Here is a 21,037-nt window from a genome sequence, read left to right on the forward strand (position 1 = left end):
GAGGGGTTCCTGCGAAAGGTTCAGGCCACTGCACGTGGCGGGTGGATGCGGGTGGGCATCCAGGCAATGAGGGGAATGAAGGCCAGCGCCACCAGTGCGACCACCCAGTACAGGTCGGCCGAGGTCAGCGCCTGCACCTGTGCATGCAGGCGCGCGCCGAGCTGCGGGCCATCGGCCAGCCACGGTTGCTCGCCCAGACGGTCGACCAGCACGGTGGAATGGAAATGACGGCGGCCTTGGGCGACGGCATCCAGTACGCCGCTGGCGAGCACCGCAGCGAAACCCTTGACCGTGTTGAACCACGCCGAGGCAAATGGGCCGTCCTGCGGCGCAAGGCCACCGGTGGCCAGCATCAGCAGCGGCAGCACCGCCATCGGTTGTGCGAACACCTGCAGCAGCTGCACCCACAGGAAGTTGTCGCGGATCCAGGCCACGTCCAGGTGCGAGCCCAGCCAGCAGGCCAGGGCCAGCATCGCCAGGCCGGTGGCCTGCACCCAGCGGCAGTCCACCGCGCGGATGTTCAGCAGCGCCGCCACCAGCGGCAGCGCGATCACCTGGGGCAGCGCCACCCACAGCAGCATCGGTGCGGTCTGCAGCGGCCGGTAACCCTGCACGCTGGCCAGGAACCCTGACGGGATCGAGATCACCGCCAGCAGCACGAACAGCACGCCGCCCAGCGTCACCAGCGAGTAGCTGAGATTGCGGTTGGCCAGCAGTTGCAGCTTGAAGAACGGCAAGGGGTGGAACCATTCATTGATCATGAACAGCACCATCAGGCCGGCGCCCCCCCCGATCATCAGCGTGATCATCGGCGAGTCGAACCAGTTCAGGCGCGGGCCCTGCACCAGGCCCAGCACCAGCAGCACCAGCGCTGGCAGGCCCAGCAGCAGGCCGACCGTATCGAACTGGGCGAAGCGTTCCAGCCTCAGCGGGTCCTGTGGCAGACCCCAGCTGACCATCGCCATGGCGGCCAGGCAGTACGGCACGATCTGCCAGAACGCCCAGTGCCAGCCCACCTGCTCGACCCAGAACGCGGCCAGCGGCGTGCCCATGCTCGGGCCGAACGTCGCCGTCAGAGCGTAGCCGGCCAGGCCGTACAGCTTGATGCCCGGCGGCAGGAAGCGCAGCGCCACGCTCATCAGCAACGGCGGCAGTGCACCACCGCACAGGCCCTGCAATGCACGCAGCAGCAGGAACACCTGCAGGTTCGGGGCGAGCGGGCACAGCACGCCCAGCACCATGAAGCCACCGATCATCGCCAGCGCGAAACGACGCAGCGAGAAGGTGGCGGCACACCACGGCGCAAAGGCCATCGCGCTGACCGACATCGCGCTGTAGAGGGCGATGATCCAGCTGCCGTCATCGACGCTGAAACCCATCACGCCACGGATGTCGGCCAATGCGACCTTGGTGATGTTCTCGTTGAAGCCCGACACCAGCACCGCCAGCAGCACGCCACACAGGCCGACCAGAATGCGGCGATCGAGCCCGGGGGCGGCGGCAGGACGGGGCGCTGCGGCGGCCGGGACAGCGGCGGCCGGCGTACTCATCGCCGGGCACCTATCCGTGCAGTGCACGGCATGTTGGGGGTCATTGGAATGCGCTCAGTGAAACTCAGGGGAGCGCAGTCTAGGGAGCCGGTACCCTGTGAAAAATGGCGTCGCCGGCATCCCAGGCGTGCGCCGGGCGCACGCATGCAGATGTCAGCGCGAGGCCTCCCCTGCGCTTTCGCACATGGTCTTGATCGAGCGCCGCAGCCACTGGTGCGCGGCGTCGTTGTCCAGGCGCGGGTGCCAGGCCTGCACGATGGCCGCGGTCCGCACCGGAATCGGCAGCGGGAACAGGCGCAACGGCAGGCGCATGTTGACGATCCGCTCCAGCATCACGCTTGGCATCTGCGGCAGGATCAGGTCCGATTCGGCCGCCGCGAAGATCGCACCGTGGAAGGTCGGGCTGATCAGCGCCACGCGACGCTGCAGGCCGAGCGTGGCCAGGTCATCATCGATCGGCCCACGTGGCAGGCCACGGCGCGACACCGCGATGTGGTCGCACGCGGCAAAGCGCTCGGCACTGATCTCCTCGTCGAACAGTGGATGGTCTTCGCGCGCTGCGCCCATGAACGAGGTACTGAACAGGTTCTGCACCTTGGTATCGGGCGCATGCTTGCCGGCCGTGCTGATGTACAGGTCGATCCGGCCCTGTGCCATCGCATCGTCGTCGGTATCGCCCTCGGGCACGAAGCGCAGCACTGCGCGCGGCGCCTGCTGGCGGAACAGCTCGCGCAGGCGTCCGCCGAAACCACCGACGAACACATCATTGGCACGCACGCTGAAGGTTCGCTCGAGCACGCGCATGTCTACTTCGCGACCGGCGTTGAAGACGCGGTGGGCCTGCTCGATCACATCGCGGACCTGCTCGCGCAGCTGCAGGGCGCGGGGTGTGGGCGCCAGACCGCGGCCTGCACGCACCAGCACCGGGTCGCCCAGCGCAGTGCGGATCCGGCCCAGGGTGCGGCTCATTGCCGGCGCGCTCAGGTTCATCCGGCGCGCGGCGGCGGCCACGCTGCACTCGTCAATCAGCACGTCCAGTGCCAGCAACAGGTTCAGGTCCGGCAGGGGCATGACAGTCTCCGGTAAATCAGATGACTCTACGGCACTTGCAACCACCATGGATTGCGTTCTACGCATTCATTGACTGCCGCGCACGGCATGGGTGCACGCGATGACATCGGCGACCATCCCCGGCCTGCCAAGGAGACATCCATGTTCAATACCCTGCTGGTCGCCCTGGACGGTGGCCCCCAGCACGCGCGCGTGCTGGACCTGGCCGCGGCCATTGCCGGCCCCCGCAGCCGCCTGCACCTGCTGTGCGTGCTCGACCCCGAATTCGCGCTGGCGGCCAATGCCAGCGAAGCCGACCGTATCGAGTACCCGGAAGCCGCCCGCCAGCGCTCCCGCGCCGAGGCGGTGCTGGCCGAAGCCCTGGCCGAGCTGCGCGAGCGCGGCGTCGATGCCATCGCGCAGATCCCCTCCGGCGACCCCGGCGAAGTCATCAGCGACCAGGCCAGGCGCCTGAAGTGCGATCTGATCGTGATCGGCCACCGCCACCTGTCCCGGCTGGAGCGCCTGTTCGAACCCTCGATCGGGCAATGGACCATCGATCACGCCCCCTGCCCCGTGCTGGTGGAAACCCGCGACCCACAACCCTAGCTGCCATGGCCTCCCGTTCCCCCTTGTTTCCCACCCGGGTCAGCTACCGTGCCTTCGGCCGCCAGTTCGGCCGTGGCGAGCAGGCGCTGCTGGCGGCGATACGCCAGCTGCGTGACCCCGATCTCGTAGCCGATGGACTCGCACAGCTGAGCGGCCTCGGCCTTGATCCTGAAGGCTGCGACGCGTTCATCAACCTGCTGCCGCTGCTGGCCGCGCCGACGGCACCGATCGACCTGTTGCCCGCCGGCTCTCCGTTCATTGCCGCCAGCGAACTGGACCTGCTGGTCTGCCTGCTGCGCATCGCACAATGGCGGCATGCGCGCCCGCGCGAAGACGACACGCTGGCACCGTTGCGCCAGCAGCTGGCGCGCTGTGCGATAGCCGTGCAGGCGGCAAAACTGCCGTTGCGACAGCGCTCGTTGTCACCGGTCGGGCTGAGGCTGCTCGATCCCACCGGCTGGCTGCGGCAGCGATGACCCGGCCGCGCCGACCGTGCGCAATCGCGCACAGGGAGCGGCTACCTGGCGCGCTCAGCAATCCATCCTGCCGTGCGCACTGCCTTCGTCGTCGAGCACGTGCGCATGCAGGATCACCTGGTTGCGACCGGCGCGCTTGGCGGCATACAGGCCGGCATCGGCGTCCGCCAGCAACTGATCGGCACTGGCCAGGGCCGGCGGATGCAGGTAGCCCACTCCGATGCTGATACTGACCGACCCTTCCGGCAGCGGCAGCGCTGCCACCGCCTCGCGCAGGCGCTCGGCCAGCGCCAGCACGCCCGAGAGCGGGCTTCCCGGCACGATCACGGCGAATTCCTCGCCGCCATAGCGAGCAACGCTGTCACCACCGCGACCGGCTATGGCCTTCAGCACCCCGGCCACCGCCTGCAGGCAACGATCACCAGCCGGATGGCCGTGCTGGTCGTTGAAGGCCTTGAAGTGGTCGATATCCACCAGCAGCAGGCCCAGCTCGGTGCCGCTGCGCCGTGCGCGATTCCACTCGGACATCAGCCGTGCGTCGAATTCGCGACGGTTGGCCACGCCGGTCAGGCCATCCTGCCGCGCAAGTTGATCCAGTGCTGCCTGGCGTTCCAGAAGATCCGCCTGGAGCAACACGCTGCGCAGGCCGAAACCAAGGGTAGCTACGACGAAGCCCGCGACCGCCAACGGCCGCGCATGATCGACCACCAACGTGCCGACCACCAGCAGCAGCAATGGCAGGATGATCGGACCGGCGGCCTGTACCGTCCGCGCCAGCCTCGGGTGTGCCGTGGTGCCTGTGTCCGGCGCCGTGTCCAGCGCCAAGCAGGCGATCAGCAGAAAAGGTACGTCGATCAGCAGATCGTTGAACGCACCGAATGCATCATCGGATGTGTAATGGTTGATGTAGTAGGCCACCAGCAGATAGGCCAGAGCGTACAGCGCCAGTGCGCGGAAGAATCTACGCCGTTCGGGCACGTCGCCGGCCAGCCATCGCACCACGGCGAACCCGGCGATACACAGATTCTGGATGTCGAACATGCGCTGCATGTTGGACATCGCCTGGGCGTCGACCTCGACACGGGCGGCAAACGATGCGGTGTGCACGAAGAACAGCACCCCCAGCAACGCCGCCATCGCCGCGTCGATCAGGCTGATGCTCAAGCGCTCGCGGCGTGCCCGGGCCAGGATGAACACCAGCGGCACGCCATACAGCACGTACAACAACAGGCTGACGCGCGGGGTGAAGTCAGCCCGGCCGGCGCCCAGCGCATCCACCATGTTGAACGTCATGCCGCCGGCCCACAGCAGCAGTGCCATCGCGGTAGCACGCCAGCCCAGAGCGGCGCGGTCACGTTGCGCCCGCACCAGGCACGCGGCAGCGGCCAGCAGCGGCGCACCGGTCAGGAATACGAAAGAGCCTACGCCCGCCGGGCTCGGCCAGAACGCCACGACCAGCCCATGGCAAAGCACGTACAGCATCGCCAGCACTACCGGCATGCATCCCCCCCGATCCGCAAGGCCGTATGGCCGCACCATAGCGCGCCTGCACGCCACAGCGGCGTGATCCACTGCGGCAAAACGACACTCCGCGTGCACCACCAGGGTAGTGCCGGCTGCTGGCCGGCAATCCCAGGGAATCACAGGGCGGCAGGTAGCCGGCCAGCAGCCGGCACCACCGGAACGCCCTCAGCCGTGCAGGGCGCGGGCGTGGTGGGCGATGTGCTCCCCGATGAAACTGGCGATGAAGTAGTAGCTGTGGTCGTAGCCGGGCTGCAGGCGAAGGGTCAGCGGATGGCCGGCGGCATCGCAGGCCTGCTGCAGGCGCTGCGGCTGCAGCTGGGTCTGCAGGAATTCGTCCGCCTCGCCCTGGTCGACCAGCAACGGCAGGCGCTCACGGGCCACGGCGACCAGCTCGCTGGCATCCCATTGCGCCCAGTCCGCCGGGTTGTCGCCCAGGTAGGCGTGGAAGGCCTTCTGCCCCCACGGCACGTGGCTGGGTGCAACGATCGGCGAGAACGCCGACACGCTGCGGTAGCGCCCCGGGTTGCGCAGCGCGATCACCAGCGCACCGTGACCGCCCATCGAGTGGCCGCTGATGCCACGCGCATCGGTGACCGGGAAATTCGCCTCGATCAGTGCCGGCAGTTCCTGTGTCACGTAGTCGTGCATGCGGTAGTGCTTCGCCCACGGCGCACGGGTGGCATTGAGGTAGAACCCCGCCCCCTTGCCCAGGTCATAGCCTTCGGCATCGGCCACGTCATCGCCGCGCGGGCTGGTATCAGGCGCAACGATGATCACACCGTGCTCGGCCGCATAGCGCTGCGCGCCGGCCTTGGTGATGACGTTCTGCTCGGTGCAGGTCAGGCCGCTCAACCAGTACAGCACCGGCAGCGCCTGCGTTTCCGCCTGCGGCGGCAGGTACACGGCGAACTGCATGTCGCAGCCCAGCGTGGTGGAATGATGGCGGTAGACGTCCTGCCAGCCGCCGAAACAGGCGCGGTGTTCAATGCGTTCCATGGTGCTCTCCTGCGCGGCGCGCCAGCGCACGCGTACTTCTGGTAGATGCCGACCTTGGTCGGCTTATCCACGCGCGGCGTGGATGCCTTTGTTGATCCGTTCATCCAGCTGCGCCAGCAGGCGCAGCAATGGTTCGACGCCAGGCTGGCCATCAAGATTGCGAAAGGCCGCCACCGCCACATCGCTGCGCGGCGGCCACTGCCCGGCCGCGCGCGCCTCGTAGAGGCGCGGCAGGAATACCTGCGCAAGCCATTGTTCGAATGGCATGCCATCGTCGCTGCCGAAGGCCGAGGTCACCGTACGCGCTGGCCCCACCTCGCCCATTACCCAGCCCAGCGCACGCAACGCCTGCTCGATCGGGGCCACCAGCGCCGCGCGCGGGTCTTCCGCACGCGGTCGGCGCAGGGCATCCAGCCAGCCCATGACGCGGCTCAGTAGTGGACCACCGAACGGATCGACTTGCCTTCGTGCATCAGGTCGAAGGCGTCATTGATCCTGTCCAGGTCCATGGTATGGGTGACGAACGGGGCCAGTTCGATATCGCCCTTCATCGCGTCCTCGACCATGCCGGGCAGCTGGCTGCGGCCCTTCACGCCGCCGAAGGCCGTGCCCATCCACTTGCGGCCGGTCACCAGCTGGAACGGACGGGTGGAGATCTCCTGGCCCGAACCGGCCACGCCGATCACCACGCTCTGGCCCCAGCCACGGTGCGCGCATTCCAGCGCCGCGCGCATCACGTTGACGTTGCCGATGCACTCGAAACTGTGGTCCACACCCCAGGTGGTCATCTCGACGATGACCTGCTGGATCGGCTTGTCGTAGTCCTTCGGGTTGATGCAGTCGGTGGCGCCGAATTCGCGCGCCAGCTCGAACTTGGACGGGTTGGTGTCCACCGCGATGATGCGGCCGGCCTTGGCCTGGCGCGCGCCCTGGATCACCGCCAGGCCGATGCCGCCGAGGCCGAACACCGCCACGCTGTCGCCTTCCTGCACCTTGGCGGTGTTGTGCACCGCGCCGATGCCGGTGGTGACGCCGCAGCCGAGCAGGCAGACGTGTTCCGGGTTGGCGTCCGGGTTGATCTTCGCCAGCGAGACTTCGGCAACGACGGTGTACTCGCTGAAGGTCGAGCAGCCCATGTAGTGGTACAGCGGCTCGCCGTTGTAGCTGAAGCGGCTGGTGCCGTCGGGCATCACGCCCTTGCCCTGGGTGGCGCGCACCGACACGCACAGGTTGGTCTTGCCACTCTTGCAGAACAGGCATTCGCCGCACTCGGCGGTGTACAGCGGAATCACGTGGTCGCCGGGCTTGACGCTGGTCACGCCCTCGCCCACGTCCACCACGATGCCGGCGCCTTCATGGCCCAGCACCACCGGGAACAGGCCTTCCGGGTCATCGCCGGACAGGGTGAACGCATCGGTGTGGCAGACACCGGTGTGGGTGATCTTGACCAGCACTTCGCCCTTCTTCGGCGGGGCGACGTCGATCTCGACGATCTGCAGCGGCTGGCCGGGACCAAAGGCGACGGCGGCACGGGACTTCATGGTGGCTTCTCCAGGATCAGGCGGGAATGGGATGGCAGGACGATCGACGCGATGTGGCGCCGATGCTTATTTCAGGTACGAGCGGATCAACGCGCTCATGTCGCGCACGCGTTCGGCGCGTTGTTCGTCGGAGGCTGCGGGTTGCCCGAACTCCTCGCGCAGATGGGCCTCCATCACTTCGGACATCAGGCCGTTGACCGCGCCACGGATGGCCGCGATCTGCTGCAGCACCGGCCCGCAGTCGGCACCGGCTTCCAGCGCGCGGTCCAGCGCATCGCACTGGCCGCGGATGCGGCGCACGCGGGCCAGGACCTTCTTCTTCTCCTCGGGGGAGTGCGGCATGACGGGGCCACCTCGGAACTATACTGGGGGATAGTATACATGGGCGAACGAAGGAAGCCAGATCGTGCAGCCGGCGCATGCGCTACGGACAGATCAGCCCCAAAATATGAATGAACATTAAATAGATTCATTTGTTACTTTTTCATGACCTAGGGTGTCGTATTCGCCCCTGCGTTTACCCCTGAGTCACATTGGCGTGACCAGGGAGAGATCATGTACCGACCGTTGTTCGCCCGCAGTCGCTTGTCTGTCGCGTTGGGTTCGGCATTGGTGCTGGTGGCCGCCGCACCGGCCATGGCGCAGCAGGCCGCCACGCAGGAACAGGGGGCCGAGCCCGCCAGCAGCAAGACCCCCGTGCAGCTGGACCGGATGACCGTCACCGGCTCGCGCATCTACCGCGCCGGCTTCGACACGCTGGAGCCCGCTGCGGTGGTCAGCCGTGAATCGATCGAGAACTATGGCGACACCAACCTCATCGACGCGGTGACCCGGATTCCCGGGGTCAGTGCCGGCGTCAGTTCACGCGGCGACCAGGCCGGTTTCGGTGCGGGCGTCAACTTCGCCAGCAAGTTCGGCCTGGGCAGCAATCGCCTGCTGACCCTGGTCAATGGACGCCGCTTCGTGACCTCTACACCGCCCACCATCTTCGGTGCCGGCGGCGGCTCCGGCATCCAGGTCGACATGAACGCCATTCCCAGCGTCATGGTGCAACGCATTGAAAGCCTGAGCGTTGGCGGTGCCCCCACCTATGGCTCGGATGCGATCTCCGGCGTCAACAACATCATCCTGCGCGACAAGTTCGATGGCGCCGAAGTCGAACTCGGCTATGGCAGAACCAGCAAGAACGACAACGAGCGCTACTCATGGTCGGCCATCTTCGGTACCGGATTCGCCGATGGACGGGGCCACATCGTGGTGGCGGCGGAACTGGACAATGCCGACGGCGTGAACGCGCTGCAACGTGATTTCTACCGCCAGGGCTACAGCCTGCAGGCCAACCCCACTGCAGCCAACGCTGGCAACTTCCAGCCCCTGCGCCGGCCAACCAATGATGGCCGCATCGACGGCAGCATTCCCTTCAATACCGGACCGGCCGACGGCATCCCCGACCAGGTCTGGATCCGCAACCGGCGCATCGCCAGCATGACCTTCGGTGGCCTGGTGATGCCGGCGACCGGCAGCTACACGCGCAACGGCCTGGGCGACATCCTTGGCTTCGGTCCGAACAAAGACAAACTGTGGCAGTTCAACAACGAGGGCAAGCTGGTCGAGTTCAATCCCGGTACCAGCTATGCGGGCGGCAACGCCTCCGGCGGTGACGGCCTGAACCTGTTCGAGACGGTGCCGCTGATCGCCGACCTTGAACGACGCTCGGTGTTCTCCACCGGCAGCTTCGACTTCACCGACAACGTGCGCGGCTTCTTCGAGCTATCGCGATACGAAGCGACCGCCCGCGAAACCCTAGACCAGAACGTCTACAACGCCGTGTCCTTCGGCAATGCACGCCTGGATGGCGGCGGTACCGCCAGCGGTGCGCTGACCTTCAGCGCCAGCAATCCGTTCCTGAGTGCGGAAACCCGCAGGATCCTCGCCGACAACGGCATCACCTCGTTCCGCCTGTCGCGCTCTTCGCGCGACCTGTCGATGAACAACGCCAGCACCGAGACCCGCCTGACCCGCGCGGTGCTTGGGCTGAACGGCTTCTTCGAGGTTGGAAAGCGCAGCTTCAACTGGGAAGCCAGCGTCACCCATGGCCGCGGTGACTTCGACTACCTCGGCACCGGCCTGATCCAGCAGAACTTCATCAATGCGATCAACGTCACCACCGACGCCAGCGGGCCCATCATCTGTGATGCCACCCGCCCGGGCACCACGGCCGATGCGAACTGCCGCCCGCTGAATCTGTTCGGCGAGAACCAGGCGTCGCGCGAAGCCCTGGACTACGTCTCCACCCGGACCGTGGCCAAGGCGCAGACCCGCCAGACCGTCATCAACGCGTCGGTATCCGGCGGCCTGTTCGATCTTCCCGGCGGCGAGCTGTCCGCCGCGGCCGGCTTCGAACACCGCCGCGAAGAAGGCTCCTTCACCCCCAGCGAGTACCAGCGCCTGGGCCAGGGTCGTTCGGTGCCGACCCAGGCGGCGGAAGGCAAATACCACACCAATGAAGTGTTCGCCGAAGTGCTGGCACCGTTGTTCAATCCCGACTGGGACATCCCGGGCCTGCATCGCCTGGACCTGACCGCCAAGTTCCGCCGCGTCGACAATTCCGTCGCCGGCGCGTTCAATGCGTTCACCTACGGCATCCAGTACGAACCTATCGCCGGCCTGCAGTTGCGCGGCAACAAGACGCAATCTCTGCGAGCGCCCTCCATCGCCGAGCTCTACACCACCCAGCAGCCGGCCTACTACAACATCCCGGAAGTGTGCTCGCTGGACAACATCAGCGGCGGCTCCAATCCTGCGGTGCGTCGCCGCAACTGCCAGGCGTTCTTCGCCGCCTACCCAGGCGCCGATCCGAACACCTTCCGCCAGCAGCCGACCAATACGCTGGGCTCGACCAACGGCAGCACCCGCCTGCAGAACGAAACGGCGAAGTCGTGGACGGCCGGCATCGTGTTCGCGCCGGAGTGGATCCCGGGCCTGCGCGTCGCCGCCGACTGGTATGACATCAAGATCAACAACGTGATCACGTCGCTGAGCGCCAACGACATCATCACCGGTTGCTTCGACACTGCCGACTTCAACGCCGCCAACGTGCCCAACGCCAACCGCTTCTGCGGCCTGGTGACGCGTGATCCGAACACCGGCGTGGCTACCAGCATCAAAACCGAGTATGGCAACGGCCCGGTGCTGATGTTCCGCGGCTGGACCGCCGAAGTCGGCTACCGTTGGGACCTGTCGCGCTTGGGCGTGCTGGACCTGGACTTCTACGGCTACATGCCGAAGAACCGTGGCCAGGCCGCGAACCGGGACGTGCCGTTCGTCGAACAGGCGGGCAGCTTCAACGAGCCCAAGCGCCAGTTCCGCTGGACCGCCCAGCATCGCATCGGCAACTGGAACTACGGCGTGGCCTCCAACTACACCAGCCGCGCCCAGTACACGATGACCGATACCCCGGAAAGCCGTCAGTACTTCTACCGCGACAGCTGGACCACCTGGGACGCCAACGTCACCTACCGCATCACCGATGCCGCACGCGTGACGCTGTCGGTGATCAACGTGGGCGACGACATCGGTCCGTTCCCCTATGTATTGGATGCACTGGGCCGTCGTTACATGGCCAGCCTGCGCTACAACTTCAAGTAGGCCAGCCACAGCGGTTTCACAGGCGGGGCCCGGTGTACGGGCCCCGCTCAATCAAACAGACCTTGTTCCGCCAACCGGGTCAGCTCGTCCACCACATAGCGCACCTTGGGCCGCAGGTGGCGCGTCGGTGGCCACAGCGCATGGATGTCGATGTGCCGCTGCATGTGCGCGTCAAGCACCAGTTGCAACGCGCCGGAATCCAGATGGCGGCGCACCAGTGAAATGGGCATCTGGCAGATGCCGAGGCCAGCGATGGCCGCTTCGATCACCGCATCGCCATCATTGAGTTGATAGGGCGCGCCGGGAATGAATGTTCCCTCGTCCTGCTCGCTGCCGATCCGCCACCAGACCGGCTGGCCATGACGGAAGCCGACGATGCTGCGGTGCTGCGCCAGTTCCTCGACCGTGCGCGGCACGCCGTTTGCCTGCAGGTATTCCGGCGATGCGCAGGTGACCAGCCGCTGGCGCCCCAGCCGCCGCGCCACCAGATGCTCGGCCTGGTGCAGCCCACCGAAACGGATCAGCAGGTCGATGCCTTCCTCGACCGGATCGACGAAGTGATCGGTGAAGGTCATCGTCAACTGCAGGTCCGGGTACTGCCGGCACAGCCGCAACAGCACCGGCAGCACCACTAGCCGCCCGAACGAGGACGGCATGTCGATGCGCAGCCGCCCGCTGGGCAGGCCGGCCGAACCCAGGCAGGCCTCGGCCGCGGAGATCTCTTCCAGCGCCGCCGCACAGGAGGCGTAGTACGCCTCGCCATCGGTGGTCAGCGCGATGCGCCGCGTGGTGCGATGGAACAGGCGCACACCCAGCCGTGTTTCCAGCCGCGCGATGGCCTTGCCCACTGCTGAGCGCGAGATGCCCAGCGCATCGGCAGCTTCGGTGAAGCTGCCCGAGCGTGCGGTGGTGACAAAGGTCACCAGGCCATTCAAGGACTCCAGCGGCAGCATCGTTCGCACTCCATTGGGGACAAATAGTCCCGCACCAAGGGAGATCGAAGCGCTTTATGCGCCTGCATGTCAACTCCATCCTGTGTGCATCGCGCCGCTGGCGCCCCTCCCCCGCACTGAGATGACCGACATGACCGCCGCCCTGTTCCACCCCTTCGACCTGGCAGGCACCGCCCTGCGCAACCGCATCGCGATGGCCCCGATGACCCGCGCCCGCAACCCCGGCGCGGTCGCCAACGCACTCACCGCGCAGTACTACCGGCAGCGGGCCAGCGCCGGCCTGATCATCAGTGAAGGCACGCCGGTCTCGCCGCAGGGCCAGGGCTACATCGACGTGCCGGGCATCTGGTCGGCCGAACAGGTGGCCGGCTGGAAGCTCGTCACCGAGGCGGTGCACGCCGCGCAGGGCACGATCTTCGCCCAGCTCTGGCATGTCGGCCGCATGTCGCACAGCTCGCTGCAGCCCGATGGTGGGCAACCGGTCAGCGCCGGCACGCGCCCGGTGGCCAGCGCACCGAAGAACACCTCGTTCGTGTACCTGGCCGATGGTAGCCGCGGCCATGCCCATCCCACCCCGGCACGTGCACTGGAGACCGCCGAGATCCCCGGCATCATTGCCGACTTCGCACGGGGCGCCGACAACGCGATCAGCGCCGGCTTCGATGGCATCGAGCTGCATGCGGCCAACGGCTACCTGTTCGAACAGTTCCTCAACCCGCTCATCAACCAGCGCGAAGACCACTACGGCGGCTCGCTGCCCAACCGTGCGCGCTTGATCCTGGACACCGTCGATGCGATGGCCCAGCGCATCGGTGCGCAGCGCATCGGCGTGCGCCTGGCACCGAACAATCTCACCTTCGACATGCCGTTCTACCCCGACAACGAAGCCACCTATCTGTACCTGGCCGAGGAACTGGGCACGCGCGGGCTGGCCTATGTGCATCTCAACGACAACCTGCAGGCGGGCCAGTCGGTGCTGGGCGAGGCGTTCCTGCAGCAGTTCAAGCAGGCCTACGGTGGCACCGTGATCCTGGCCGGCGGCATGACCCGCGAACGCGCCCTGCAGTTGGTCGAGGCCGGCACCATCGACCTGGCCGCGTTCGGCCAGCCGTTCATCGCCAACCCGGATCTGGTCGAGCGCCTGCAGCACAACGTCGCGCTGGCCACGCCGGACCGCAACACCTATTACGGTGGCGGCGAAGCAGGCTACCTCGACTACCCGGCCGCGGGCTGATCCCGCACGGGGCCCGCACGGGGTCGGATCCCTTTCCAACGGAAAGGGCTCTGCCCCCTGTTCGGCCAACAAGGAGTCAGAGCCACGCTGCGCGCGGATCCTCCCCGCCTTCAGGCGTCCTCGCGCACGTAGGCGAACGACTCGTCCAACCGCTCGAAGCCGATCACTTCAGCGACGATGGCCTGTGCCTCGTCTTCGCTGAAGTTTCCTTCCTCAATATCGCCAACGCGGGCGAACAGCCGCTGCAATGTCGCGTACTGGTCGCCGCGCAGGAAGGAATGGTGAGTCTGCAGCCAGCGCTGCAGATTCCCGGCCAGCTCGCCCTGCGACAGCAGCGTGTATGGCCGCTGATAGTCGGCAACCGCTTCGACCATCTTGCGGAACACGAAATCCTGGTAGCTGGCGGCCAGCACATCGGCACGGTCGTCGTCATGCCACGCCATCACCACCGGCGGTTCGCTGAAACCGGGCGCGTTGCTCCAGAAACAGTAGCTGTCACCCGCGCCAGTCCGCGCAAAGGGCAGCAACTGCAGGTCAGTGCGCAGGGGATTGTAATGATCCTCCGCGGTCAGCTCCTGCCACGCCTCGAGCAGTTCATCGTCCTCCAGGGGCTCATAGTCCTGGGCGTACAGCAGCACCGGCGGATCCGCCTGCAGCGCCGGGAATACCACCTCGGACCATTCCGGATGGGGAGCCCCCCAACTCAACCGACCCGCTGCATGCAACTGCTTGAACAGGGGCGGGAAGGACTGGCCGGTGGCCTGTTCGATGCCGGATAACGCGCTCATGGATGTCCTTGTCGATAGAGACCGCCCAGCTTGCCCGAATCCGCGCAGGAGATGAACCGGCCACAGCACGCGGCAGGACTAGACTGCGACCACCGGATGCCGCCCATCGCTGCCATGAACGCCACTGCCCACAGCTTCATCGTCAACCTCGACGTCCCCGACCTGGCCGCCGCCGAAGACTTCTACATCCGCGCCTTCGGCCTGCGCATCGGCCGCCGGCTCGGCCCGGGCGCGGTGGAGCTGCTCGGTGGGCCAGCGCCGCTCTACCTGCTGCACAACGACGCCGGCAGCGCCGCCACCGAAGACGGCGAAGTGCGCGACTACGAGCGCCATTGGACGCCGCTGCACCTGGATTGGGTGGTGGATGACATCGACGCCGCGCTGGCGCGTGCGGTTGCAGCCGGGGCGACACTCGAGCAGTCCGTGCGCGAGCGTCGCTGGGGCCGCATCGCCGTGCTGGCCGACCCGTTCGGCCACGGCTTCTGCCTGATCCAGTTCAGTGCTGAAGGCTACGACGCGCTGGTCGAATGACCGGCGCGCGGTTCACCACGGCAACGGTACCGCCTCGCCATTCGCGCGTTCGCCGTAGTACAGCGACGGCAGCAGCCGCGAGAGGAAACTGAACTCCGTGTAGCAGTGCTTGAGCAGGCCCAGGCCGACCGCATCGCCGGCATCGCGGTGCGGATCAGCGCTGTCCAGGCCCAGCACGAAGCGGCTGCGCAGCACACAGCCGAACGGCGTATCGCGTGCCACGTGCAGCATCTGCCCGTCGCAGGGATCACCGTTTACATCCAGGCGCACGTGGTCGCCGAAGCCGATGCGCGCGGCAATCACCGCCGATACATCGCCGGCATCCTGTGCCGCCTGCAGGCGCTCTGGCACCAACAACGTGCGCGGATCATGGAACTTCAGGCGCGCCGCCACCGGCGGAATGTCGGCCAGCGATTCCACCGCATGGATGCTGGCACCGTGGTAGCTGCGCCCGCGCTGCCACGCCGCGTCCCAGCCGCGATGCTCGACATGATCAACCGGATGCCACCAGCGGATGTGCTGGGTGGTCTCGAAGAAGGTGAACCACCAGTCCAGCATGCGGCCCTTGCAGCCGTGCAGATCGGTACGCACCGCGACAAGCAGGGTGCCGTCTTCGCGGCGCTGGATGCCGGTCTCCAGGTGCATCGGCGCCGGGTCGAGCAGATCGTGGTGGTCCAGCCAGGCGCGTGCGTTCACAGCGGTATCCATCGGGGTCTCCTGCGGTGTTGGGAGACCCGACAATACGGAAACGTCATTCGTTTCGCAATTAGCCGGATGCGGTAAGATGGGGGCAATGAACAGCCCTCCCCTGCCCGAGCCCACAACACCGAGCCGCCGCCGCGGCCGCCCCGCTCGACCGGAAGCCGAGGTCCGCCACGCCGTGCTGCAGGCCACGCTGGAGCTGCTGCTGGCACAGGGTTACGAGGCGACCACGATCGAAGCGGTGGCGACCCATGCCGGGGTGGCGAAGAAGACCGTGTACCGCCACGCCAGCAACCGCGAGGAACTGGTCGGGTTGGCGGTGCGCGAATGGACCGACGGCTTCGCGCCACAGTTGCAGCGCGATGCGCACGACACCGACGAGGTGCTGCCGTTGCTGCAGGACATCCTGCAGGCGGTGTGTGCGCAGGCGCTGTCGGCGCAGGCAGTTCAGGTGTTCCGGCTGCTGGCCACCGACTTTCCCGGCAAGCAGGCGCTGCTGCAGGCCTACCTGGACAACGGCATCGAGCGCGGCCGTGCGCTGCTGGCCGACTGGCTGGAACGGCAGCAGCAGCGTGGGCTGCTGCGTGAGGGGGATTGCCCGCGCATGGCGCGACTGATCCTGGCAATGGCCGTGGCCGAACCGCTGCGCGAGCGCGTAATCGGTGTAGTGGCCGAGGATGCGCCGGTGGATGTGCACCTGCGTGAGTGCCTGGCGTTGTTGGCGCCGGTGTTGCGGGTGCCGTAGTCAACCAGTAAGCCGCAGCTGTGTACCACGCATTCAGACGAAGTGGCCTCGCGGGGCTCTTTGCAATTTCTTGTATGGCCTACTGGAAAGACTGAAGGGACTATCCATGATCGATCTCTTCGGCGCGATCACATGCGATTTCTCTTTTCCGAACTCTGTAATCTCCTGGGACAACGAATCGATAGCGATCCGGTCCTCTCCATCGCCGAACGTATTGGCGCGAAGACACCGAAACCAACCTCCTTCGCATACTCCAACTCTATTGGCGAAATGTCTCACCGCCCCACGGGTCTGGAAATCAGCTGGAGTCACGAGGTTCTCGCACCCGAGTATTACCCGCCCCGGAAATCGGGCCGCCACTTCGTCTGCTGGGTAGACTCGATCTGGTTTGATCCGGCAACAGTAGACAACCTGCCTTTGCAGTTGTCTCCGACCTCCCTCGCTGAGGATTTGGTTGGGGCGGCTCCTCAGCTCATTGTCGAGGATATGCCCAAGAGAACAGCCGCGATGCTCACAAATCGTCCAGACTGCGTGCTTGCCCTCCCCAGCACGCCTAGGCGCTGGCAGATCAAGCTAGCACAGATGCACCGCTACTCCTTGCCAAGTTACGCTGCGGCTGGAAATGATCTTCCAGAGCAGAATGTCAATTCAGACAGGTGGGATTATTGGGATCAGGCTACCGCCTTCTTTCTCTACTGGTGCATTCTCAGAGGCTTCGCAAGCGAACGACATACTTCTGATCACGGCGCAGAAATCCAGAACCTACATCAGCAGCGCATGCCCGTGATGGACTACATCCGTGCGAACTGTTTTGAAGGCGAGCTGTGGAGCTGGGATATCCGCGAGCCCGTGCGCCATTTTACCTACATCTACTTTCATGCTCTCTGCAATCGCAACTCAGCACATCCTAGAATTGGAAGACCGGACAGGTGCCATCCCAACGACGATCTGAGCGCGGTGGTGAACCACCTGTCGAAGTGCGGGGTACCAACCGTAGATGACGAATGGCGGCTGTTCCGCCATTTCTCAACGATGCTGGACGCACGCTGGAAGGACTATCTTCTGACAGGACTTCAGACAGAAGTAAGCCGCCGCCAGACCGTCCAGCTCACGGCAATGTATCGGAAGATGGTGGACAACCTCTCCGCAGCCTCTGAACTGCCATAGAAGTCCGAGTATTTATAGGTCTCCACGTATTGCGCGGAGATTCCTGGAGAGGCATCCACGCATGGCGTGGATCTACTGGTCTGGTCCTGGTGGACGCCATCCCGGTGGGTGCCGACCGTTGGTCGGCACCACATCATCCATCGCAGCTCATTCGCGCAGCATATCCACGAACGCGCGCAGCGCACCGGGCATCTGCCGCTGCTTCGGGTAGTACAGCGCGAAGCCGGCGAACGGTTCGCTCCAGTCTTCCAGCACTGCCACCATCTGGCCGGATTCGATATACGGCCGCGCCGTGTCTTCCAGCACGTAGGCCAGGCCGATGCCATCAAGCACTGCACCCACGACGGTGCCCTGCTCACTCAACGTGAGCCGGCCTGGCACATCGATCTCCAGCGCTTGCCCGCTACGCTCGAACTGCCACTTGTAGAGATGCCCGCTGGCGAAGCGGAAGCGGATGCATTCGTGTGCCGCCAGGTCCCGCGGATGCTGTGGTGCCGGGTGTCGCCGCAGGTAGTCCGGCGAGCCGACAATCAGCCCGCGCAGCGGTGGCCCCATCGGCACCGCCACCATGTCCTCGGGCACGAACTCGTGCAGGCGCACGCCGGCGTCGTAGCCCTCGGCGACGATGTCGACCAGGCCATCGTTCTCGGTCAGCTCCACCCGCACGTCGGGGTGAGCGTGCAGGAAGCGCGCCAGTCGCGGCCCCAACTGGGTCGGTACCGCCGCGCGGGTGGCGTTGATGCGCAGCAGGCCGGCCGGGGCGGCACGGAATTGGTTCATCTCTTCCAGCGCGTCATGCACCTGGCCCAGCGCCGGCTGCAGGCGCTCCAGCAGGCGCTGCCCGGCCTCAGTCAGGGCCACGCTGCGGGTGGTGCGATGGAACAGGCCCACCCCCAACCGCTCTTCCAGCGCGCGGATCGCATAGCTCACCGCCGAGGTCGACAGCGCCAGCTCGGCACCGGCGCGGCGGAAGCTGCGGTGGCGGGCGACCGCGGCAAACGCGGCCAGGTGGGTGAGGTTGTCAGTGGCCATGATTGTGCAGTTCCACTTGATGAATCATGCCGATATCCGCGCTTTCTGCCGCTGGGAACGGGGCGTATTGTAAAACGCCTTTCGACAAACCCTGCCAAGGATTCCCCATGTCCCTCGCCCGTGGTTACGCCGCCCATTCACATACCGACCCGCTGATTCCGTACGAGTTCGAACGCCGCGCGGTCGGCCCGGACGATGTGCGCATCGAGATCCTCTACAGCGGCATCTGCCACTCCGACCTGCACCAGGCCCGCGACGACTGGGGTGGCTCGATCTACCCGATGGTGCCGGGCCACGAGATCATCGGCCGCGTGACCGAGGTCGGCAGCAACGTCACCCGCTTCAAGGTCGGCGACCACGCCGGCGTGGGCTGCATGGTCGACTCGTGCCGCCACTGCGACGCCTGCGAGCACGACCTGGAGCAGTACTGCGCCGAAGGCGCGACCTGGACCTACAACGGCCGTGAACGCGAAAGCGGCGCACCGACCTACGGCGGCTATTCCGACCACGTGGTGGTCGAGCAGCGCTTCGTGGTGAAGGTATCCGACACCCTCGACCTGAAGGCGGCCGCCCCGCTGCTGTGCGCCGGCATCACCACCTGGTCGCCGCTGCGCCACTGGAAGGTCGGCCCGGGCCAGAAGGTTGGCGTGATCGGTCTGGGTGGCCTCGGCCACATGGGCGTGAAGTTCGCCAAGGCACTCGGCGCGCACGTGGTGATGATCACCACCACCCCGGAAAAGGGTGCCGATGCCAAGCGCCTGGGCGCCGACGAAGTGCTGGTCTCGCGCGATGCCGCACAGATGAAGGCACATGCCGGCAGCTTCGACTTCCTGCTCAACACCATCCCGGTTGGTCATGACACCAACCCGTACATGGGCCTACTCAAGCGCGAGGCGACCATGTGCCTGGTCGGCGTACTGACCGAACTGGACCCGCCGCTGACCGGTGGCAGCGTGATCTTCGGCCGCAAGCACCTGACCGGCTCGGCGATCGGCGGCATGGCCGAGACCCAGGAAATGATGGACTTCTGTGCCGAGCACGGCATCGTCAGCGATGTGGAGATGATCGACATCAAGAACGTCAACGAAGCCTGGGAACGCATGGCGAAGAACGATGTGCGCTACCGCTTCGTGATCGACATGGCGACGATGAAGAACGCCGCCTGATCGCCCGGCGACTGTGAGCGAAGAACCCCGGCACTGCCGGGGTTTCTTTTGGGTCGTGCGTTGGGCATGACGAAGGTCAAGGAAGCAGCCACCGCCCCGGCGCAGACTCGCTGCATGGCCCGCCTGCCCTCCCCTGCGATGCTGATGCGTGCGCCGCACCGGCTGCTGTTCTTCATCGGCGCCAGCAACCTGCTGCTGGCGATGTTGTGGTGGGCCTTGTGGCTGGGCGCGCTGCGCGGGCTGTGGACGCCGGTGCCGCCGCCGCTGCCACCGGCCTGGCTGCACGCACTGCTGATGCAGTATCTAGTGCTGCCCAGTTTCATCTTCGGCTTCCTGCTCACCGTGTTCCCGCGCTGGATGGGGCAACCCGAGCTGCCACGCAGCCGTTATGCGCCGGTCGGTATCGGGCTGTTTGGCGGGCAGGCGCTGCTGATTGCCGCCGCCTGCGGGTGGACACCCGGGCTGTGGCCTGGCCTGCTGCTGGCACTGGCCGGCTGGAGCGCCGGGTTGATCGTGCTGGGACGCGTGCTCAAGGCCGCCGGCCCCAACCGCAACTGGCATGCGCGCGCCTGCTATGCCGCACTGCTGCTGGGTTGGCTGGGGCTGCTGCTGTTCATGGCGATGGTACGCGGCCACGCCACGCTGATGCCGGTCACTGTGGCACTCGGCACCTTCGGCCTGCTGCTGCCGGTCTACCTCACCGTCGCGCACCGGATGATCCCGTTCTTCGCCAACAACGTGGTGGATGGCTATGTGGCCTGGCGACCACTGCGCTGGCTGGCCGCGATGTGGGCACTGCTGATGCTGCGCCTGTTGTTGAGCGCGTTGCAGGTCGACCACCTGCTGTGGCTGGCCGATGCGCCGCTGCTGCTGTTGTCGCTGCAGGCGCTATGGCACTGGTGGCCACGCGGGCCGATGCCGGGCCTGCTTGCCGCCCTGTTCCTGGCGCTGGCGTGGCTGCCGATCAGCTTCGGGCTGTATCTGCTGCAGGACATCGGTCAGCTGCTTGGCCATCCGCAACTGCTCGGCCGCGCGCCGCTGCATGCTCTTGCCGTGGGGCTGTTCGGCAGCCTGCTGGTGGCGATGGTGACCCGGGTCACCCAGGGCCATTCCGGGCGACCGCTGGTGATGCCGGCAGTGGCCTGGTTCGCGTTCGTCGCGCTGCAGGCAGTGGCGATCATGCGCATCCTCGCCGAGCTGATGCCCGATGCCTATGCGTGGCATTTCGCCGCTGCCATCGGCTGGTTGCTGGCCTTGGCCCCGTGGGTGGCGCGGCTGGGCTGGATCTACCTGAGCCCACGGCGCGACGGCAAGCCGGGCTGACA

20 protein-coding genes are annotated in these 21,037 nt (G+C 66.2%); 9 read left to right on the forward strand and 11 right to left on the reverse strand.

Annotated elements, in window-relative coordinates:
* Positions 1-20 precede the first annotated feature (20 nt).
* Positions 21-1,550, reverse strand: a complete 1,530-nt coding sequence (locus tag AC5P6E_RS01475) for an MFS transporter (RefSeq protein WP_329836101.1) — start codon at positions 1,548-1,550, stop codon at positions 21-23.
* A 153-nt stretch (positions 1,551-1,703) separates the two neighbouring features.
* On the reverse strand, positions 1,704-2,621 hold the full coding sequence (locus tag AC5P6E_RS01480; RefSeq protein WP_010480868.1) for a LysR family transcriptional regulator: 918 nt from the start codon (positions 2,619-2,621) through the stop codon (positions 1,704-1,706).
* Between the two features lie 141 nt (positions 2,622-2,762).
* Here AC5P6E_RS01480 and AC5P6E_RS01485 point away from each other — a divergent pair, with 141 nt between their 5' ends.
* On the forward strand, positions 2,763-3,209 hold the full coding sequence (locus AC5P6E_RS01485; RefSeq protein WP_010480869.1) for a universal stress protein: 447 nt from the start codon (positions 2,763-2,765) through the stop codon (positions 3,207-3,209).
* A gap of 5 nt (positions 3,210-3,214) precedes the next feature.
* Positions 3,215-3,685 (forward strand): hypothetical protein, encoded by a 471-nt coding sequence (locus AC5P6E_RS01490; protein ID WP_019336474.1) that lies wholly within the window; start codon positions 3,215-3,217, stop codon positions 3,683-3,685.
* 54 nt (positions 3,686-3,739) lie between these two features.
* On the opposite strand, the gene AC5P6E_RS01495 is transcribed toward AC5P6E_RS01490, so the two are convergent.
* From AC5P6E_RS01495 to frmR, 5 genes are all read right to left on the reverse strand, one after another.
* Positions 3,740-5,185: a GGDEF domain-containing protein gene (locus AC5P6E_RS01495; RefSeq protein ID WP_019336473.1), complete on the reverse strand. Its 1,446-nt coding sequence runs from the start codon at positions 5,183-5,185 to the stop codon at positions 3,740-3,742.
* A 189-nt stretch (positions 5,186-5,374) separates the two neighbouring features.
* Complete coding sequence (fghA, locus tag AC5P6E_RS01500; RefSeq protein ID WP_019336472.1) at positions 5,375-6,205, reverse strand: S-formylglutathione hydrolase; 831 nt, start codon at positions 6,203-6,205, stop codon at positions 5,375-5,377.
* Positions 6,206-6,268: 63 nt separating this feature from the next.
* Positions 6,269-6,628, reverse strand: coding sequence for a YqcC family protein (locus AC5P6E_RS01505; protein ID WP_019336471.1), 360 nt, complete (start codon positions 6,626-6,628; stop codon positions 6,269-6,271).
* Between the two features lie 8 nt (positions 6,629-6,636).
* The gene (locus tag AC5P6E_RS01510; protein ID WP_010480874.1) at positions 6,637-7,746 is read right to left on the reverse strand and encodes an S-(hydroxymethyl)glutathione dehydrogenase/class III alcohol dehydrogenase; all 1,110 of its coding nucleotides are present in this window, start codon (positions 7,744-7,746) and stop codon (positions 6,637-6,639) included.
* Between the two features lie 66 nt (positions 7,747-7,812).
* A complete protein-coding gene (gene frmR, locus AC5P6E_RS01515; RefSeq protein WP_005411009.1) occupies positions 7,813-8,088 on the reverse strand; it encodes a formaldehyde-responsive transcriptional repressor FrmR in 276 nt (91 codons plus the stop codon).
* A gap of 213 nt (positions 8,089-8,301) precedes the next feature.
* On the opposite strand from frmR, the gene AC5P6E_RS01520 reads away from it, so the two are divergent.
* The gene (locus tag AC5P6E_RS01520; protein WP_329836106.1) at positions 8,302-11,394 is read left to right on the forward strand and encodes a TonB-dependent receptor domain-containing protein; all 3,093 of its coding nucleotides are present in this window, start codon (positions 8,302-8,304) and stop codon (positions 11,392-11,394) included.
* A gap of 47 nt (positions 11,395-11,441) precedes the next feature.
* On the opposite strand, the gene AC5P6E_RS01525 is transcribed toward AC5P6E_RS01520, so the two are convergent.
* The gene (locus AC5P6E_RS01525; RefSeq protein ID WP_019336469.1) at positions 11,442-12,347 is read right to left on the reverse strand and encodes a LysR family transcriptional regulator; all 906 of its coding nucleotides are present in this window, start codon (positions 12,345-12,347) and stop codon (positions 11,442-11,444) included.
* Positions 12,348-12,477: 130 nt separating this feature from the next.
* Here AC5P6E_RS01525 and AC5P6E_RS01530 point away from each other — a divergent pair, with 130 nt between their 5' ends.
* Positions 12,478-13,581 (forward strand): alkene reductase, encoded by a 1,104-nt coding sequence (locus tag AC5P6E_RS01530; protein WP_483697207.1) that lies wholly within the window; start codon positions 12,478-12,480, stop codon positions 13,579-13,581.
* A gap of 110 nt (positions 13,582-13,691) precedes the next feature.
* Here AC5P6E_RS01530 and AC5P6E_RS01535 read toward each other — a convergent pair whose 3' ends face one another.
* A complete protein-coding gene (locus tag AC5P6E_RS01535) occupies positions 13,692-14,369 on the reverse strand; it encodes an SMI1/KNR4 family protein (RefSeq protein WP_029550656.1) in 678 nt (225 codons plus the stop codon).
* A 114-nt stretch (positions 14,370-14,483) separates the two neighbouring features.
* Between AC5P6E_RS01535 and AC5P6E_RS01540 the strand changes: the two genes are divergently transcribed.
* Complete coding sequence (locus AC5P6E_RS01540) at positions 14,484-14,900, forward strand: VOC family protein (protein WP_495230625.1); 417 nt, start codon at positions 14,484-14,486, stop codon at positions 14,898-14,900.
* A 12-nt stretch (positions 14,901-14,912) separates the two neighbouring features.
* On the opposite strand, the gene AC5P6E_RS01545 is transcribed toward AC5P6E_RS01540, so the two are convergent.
* Positions 14,913-15,608: a DAPG hydrolase family protein gene (locus AC5P6E_RS01545; RefSeq protein ID WP_019336465.1), complete on the reverse strand. Its 696-nt coding sequence runs from the start codon at positions 15,606-15,608 to the stop codon at positions 14,913-14,915.
* A 76-nt stretch (positions 15,609-15,684) separates the two neighbouring features.
* On the opposite strand from AC5P6E_RS01545, the gene AC5P6E_RS01550 reads away from it, so the two are divergent.
* Positions 15,685-16,347, forward strand: coding sequence for a TetR family transcriptional regulator (locus AC5P6E_RS01550; RefSeq protein WP_019336464.1), 663 nt, complete (start codon positions 15,685-15,687; stop codon positions 16,345-16,347).
* A 132-nt stretch (positions 16,348-16,479) separates the two neighbouring features.
* Positions 16,480-17,514, forward strand: a complete 1,035-nt coding sequence (locus tag AC5P6E_RS01555) for a DUF7832 domain-containing protein (RefSeq protein WP_019336463.1) — start codon at positions 16,480-16,482, stop codon at positions 17,512-17,514.
* Positions 17,515-17,661: 147 nt separating this feature from the next.
* On the opposite strand, the gene AC5P6E_RS01560 is transcribed toward AC5P6E_RS01555, so the two are convergent.
* Positions 17,662-18,546: a LysR family transcriptional regulator gene (locus AC5P6E_RS01560; RefSeq protein WP_019336462.1), complete on the reverse strand. Its 885-nt coding sequence runs from the start codon at positions 18,544-18,546 to the stop codon at positions 17,662-17,664.
* Positions 18,547-18,653: 107 nt separating this feature from the next.
* Here AC5P6E_RS01560 and AC5P6E_RS01565 point away from each other — a divergent pair, with 107 nt between their 5' ends.
* Positions 18,654-19,712: an NAD(P)-dependent alcohol dehydrogenase gene (locus AC5P6E_RS01565; RefSeq protein ID WP_005419275.1), complete on the forward strand. Its 1,059-nt coding sequence runs from the start codon at positions 18,654-18,656 to the stop codon at positions 19,710-19,712.
* A 66-nt stretch (positions 19,713-19,778) separates the two neighbouring features.
* On the forward strand, positions 19,779-21,035 hold the full coding sequence (locus AC5P6E_RS01570) for an NnrS family protein (protein ID WP_029550654.1): 1,257 nt from the start codon (positions 19,779-19,781) through the stop codon (positions 21,033-21,035).
* Positions 21,036-21,037 lie beyond the last annotated feature (2 nt).

This window comes from Stenotrophomonas sp. YJH_SMC_16, assembly GCF_059367875.1.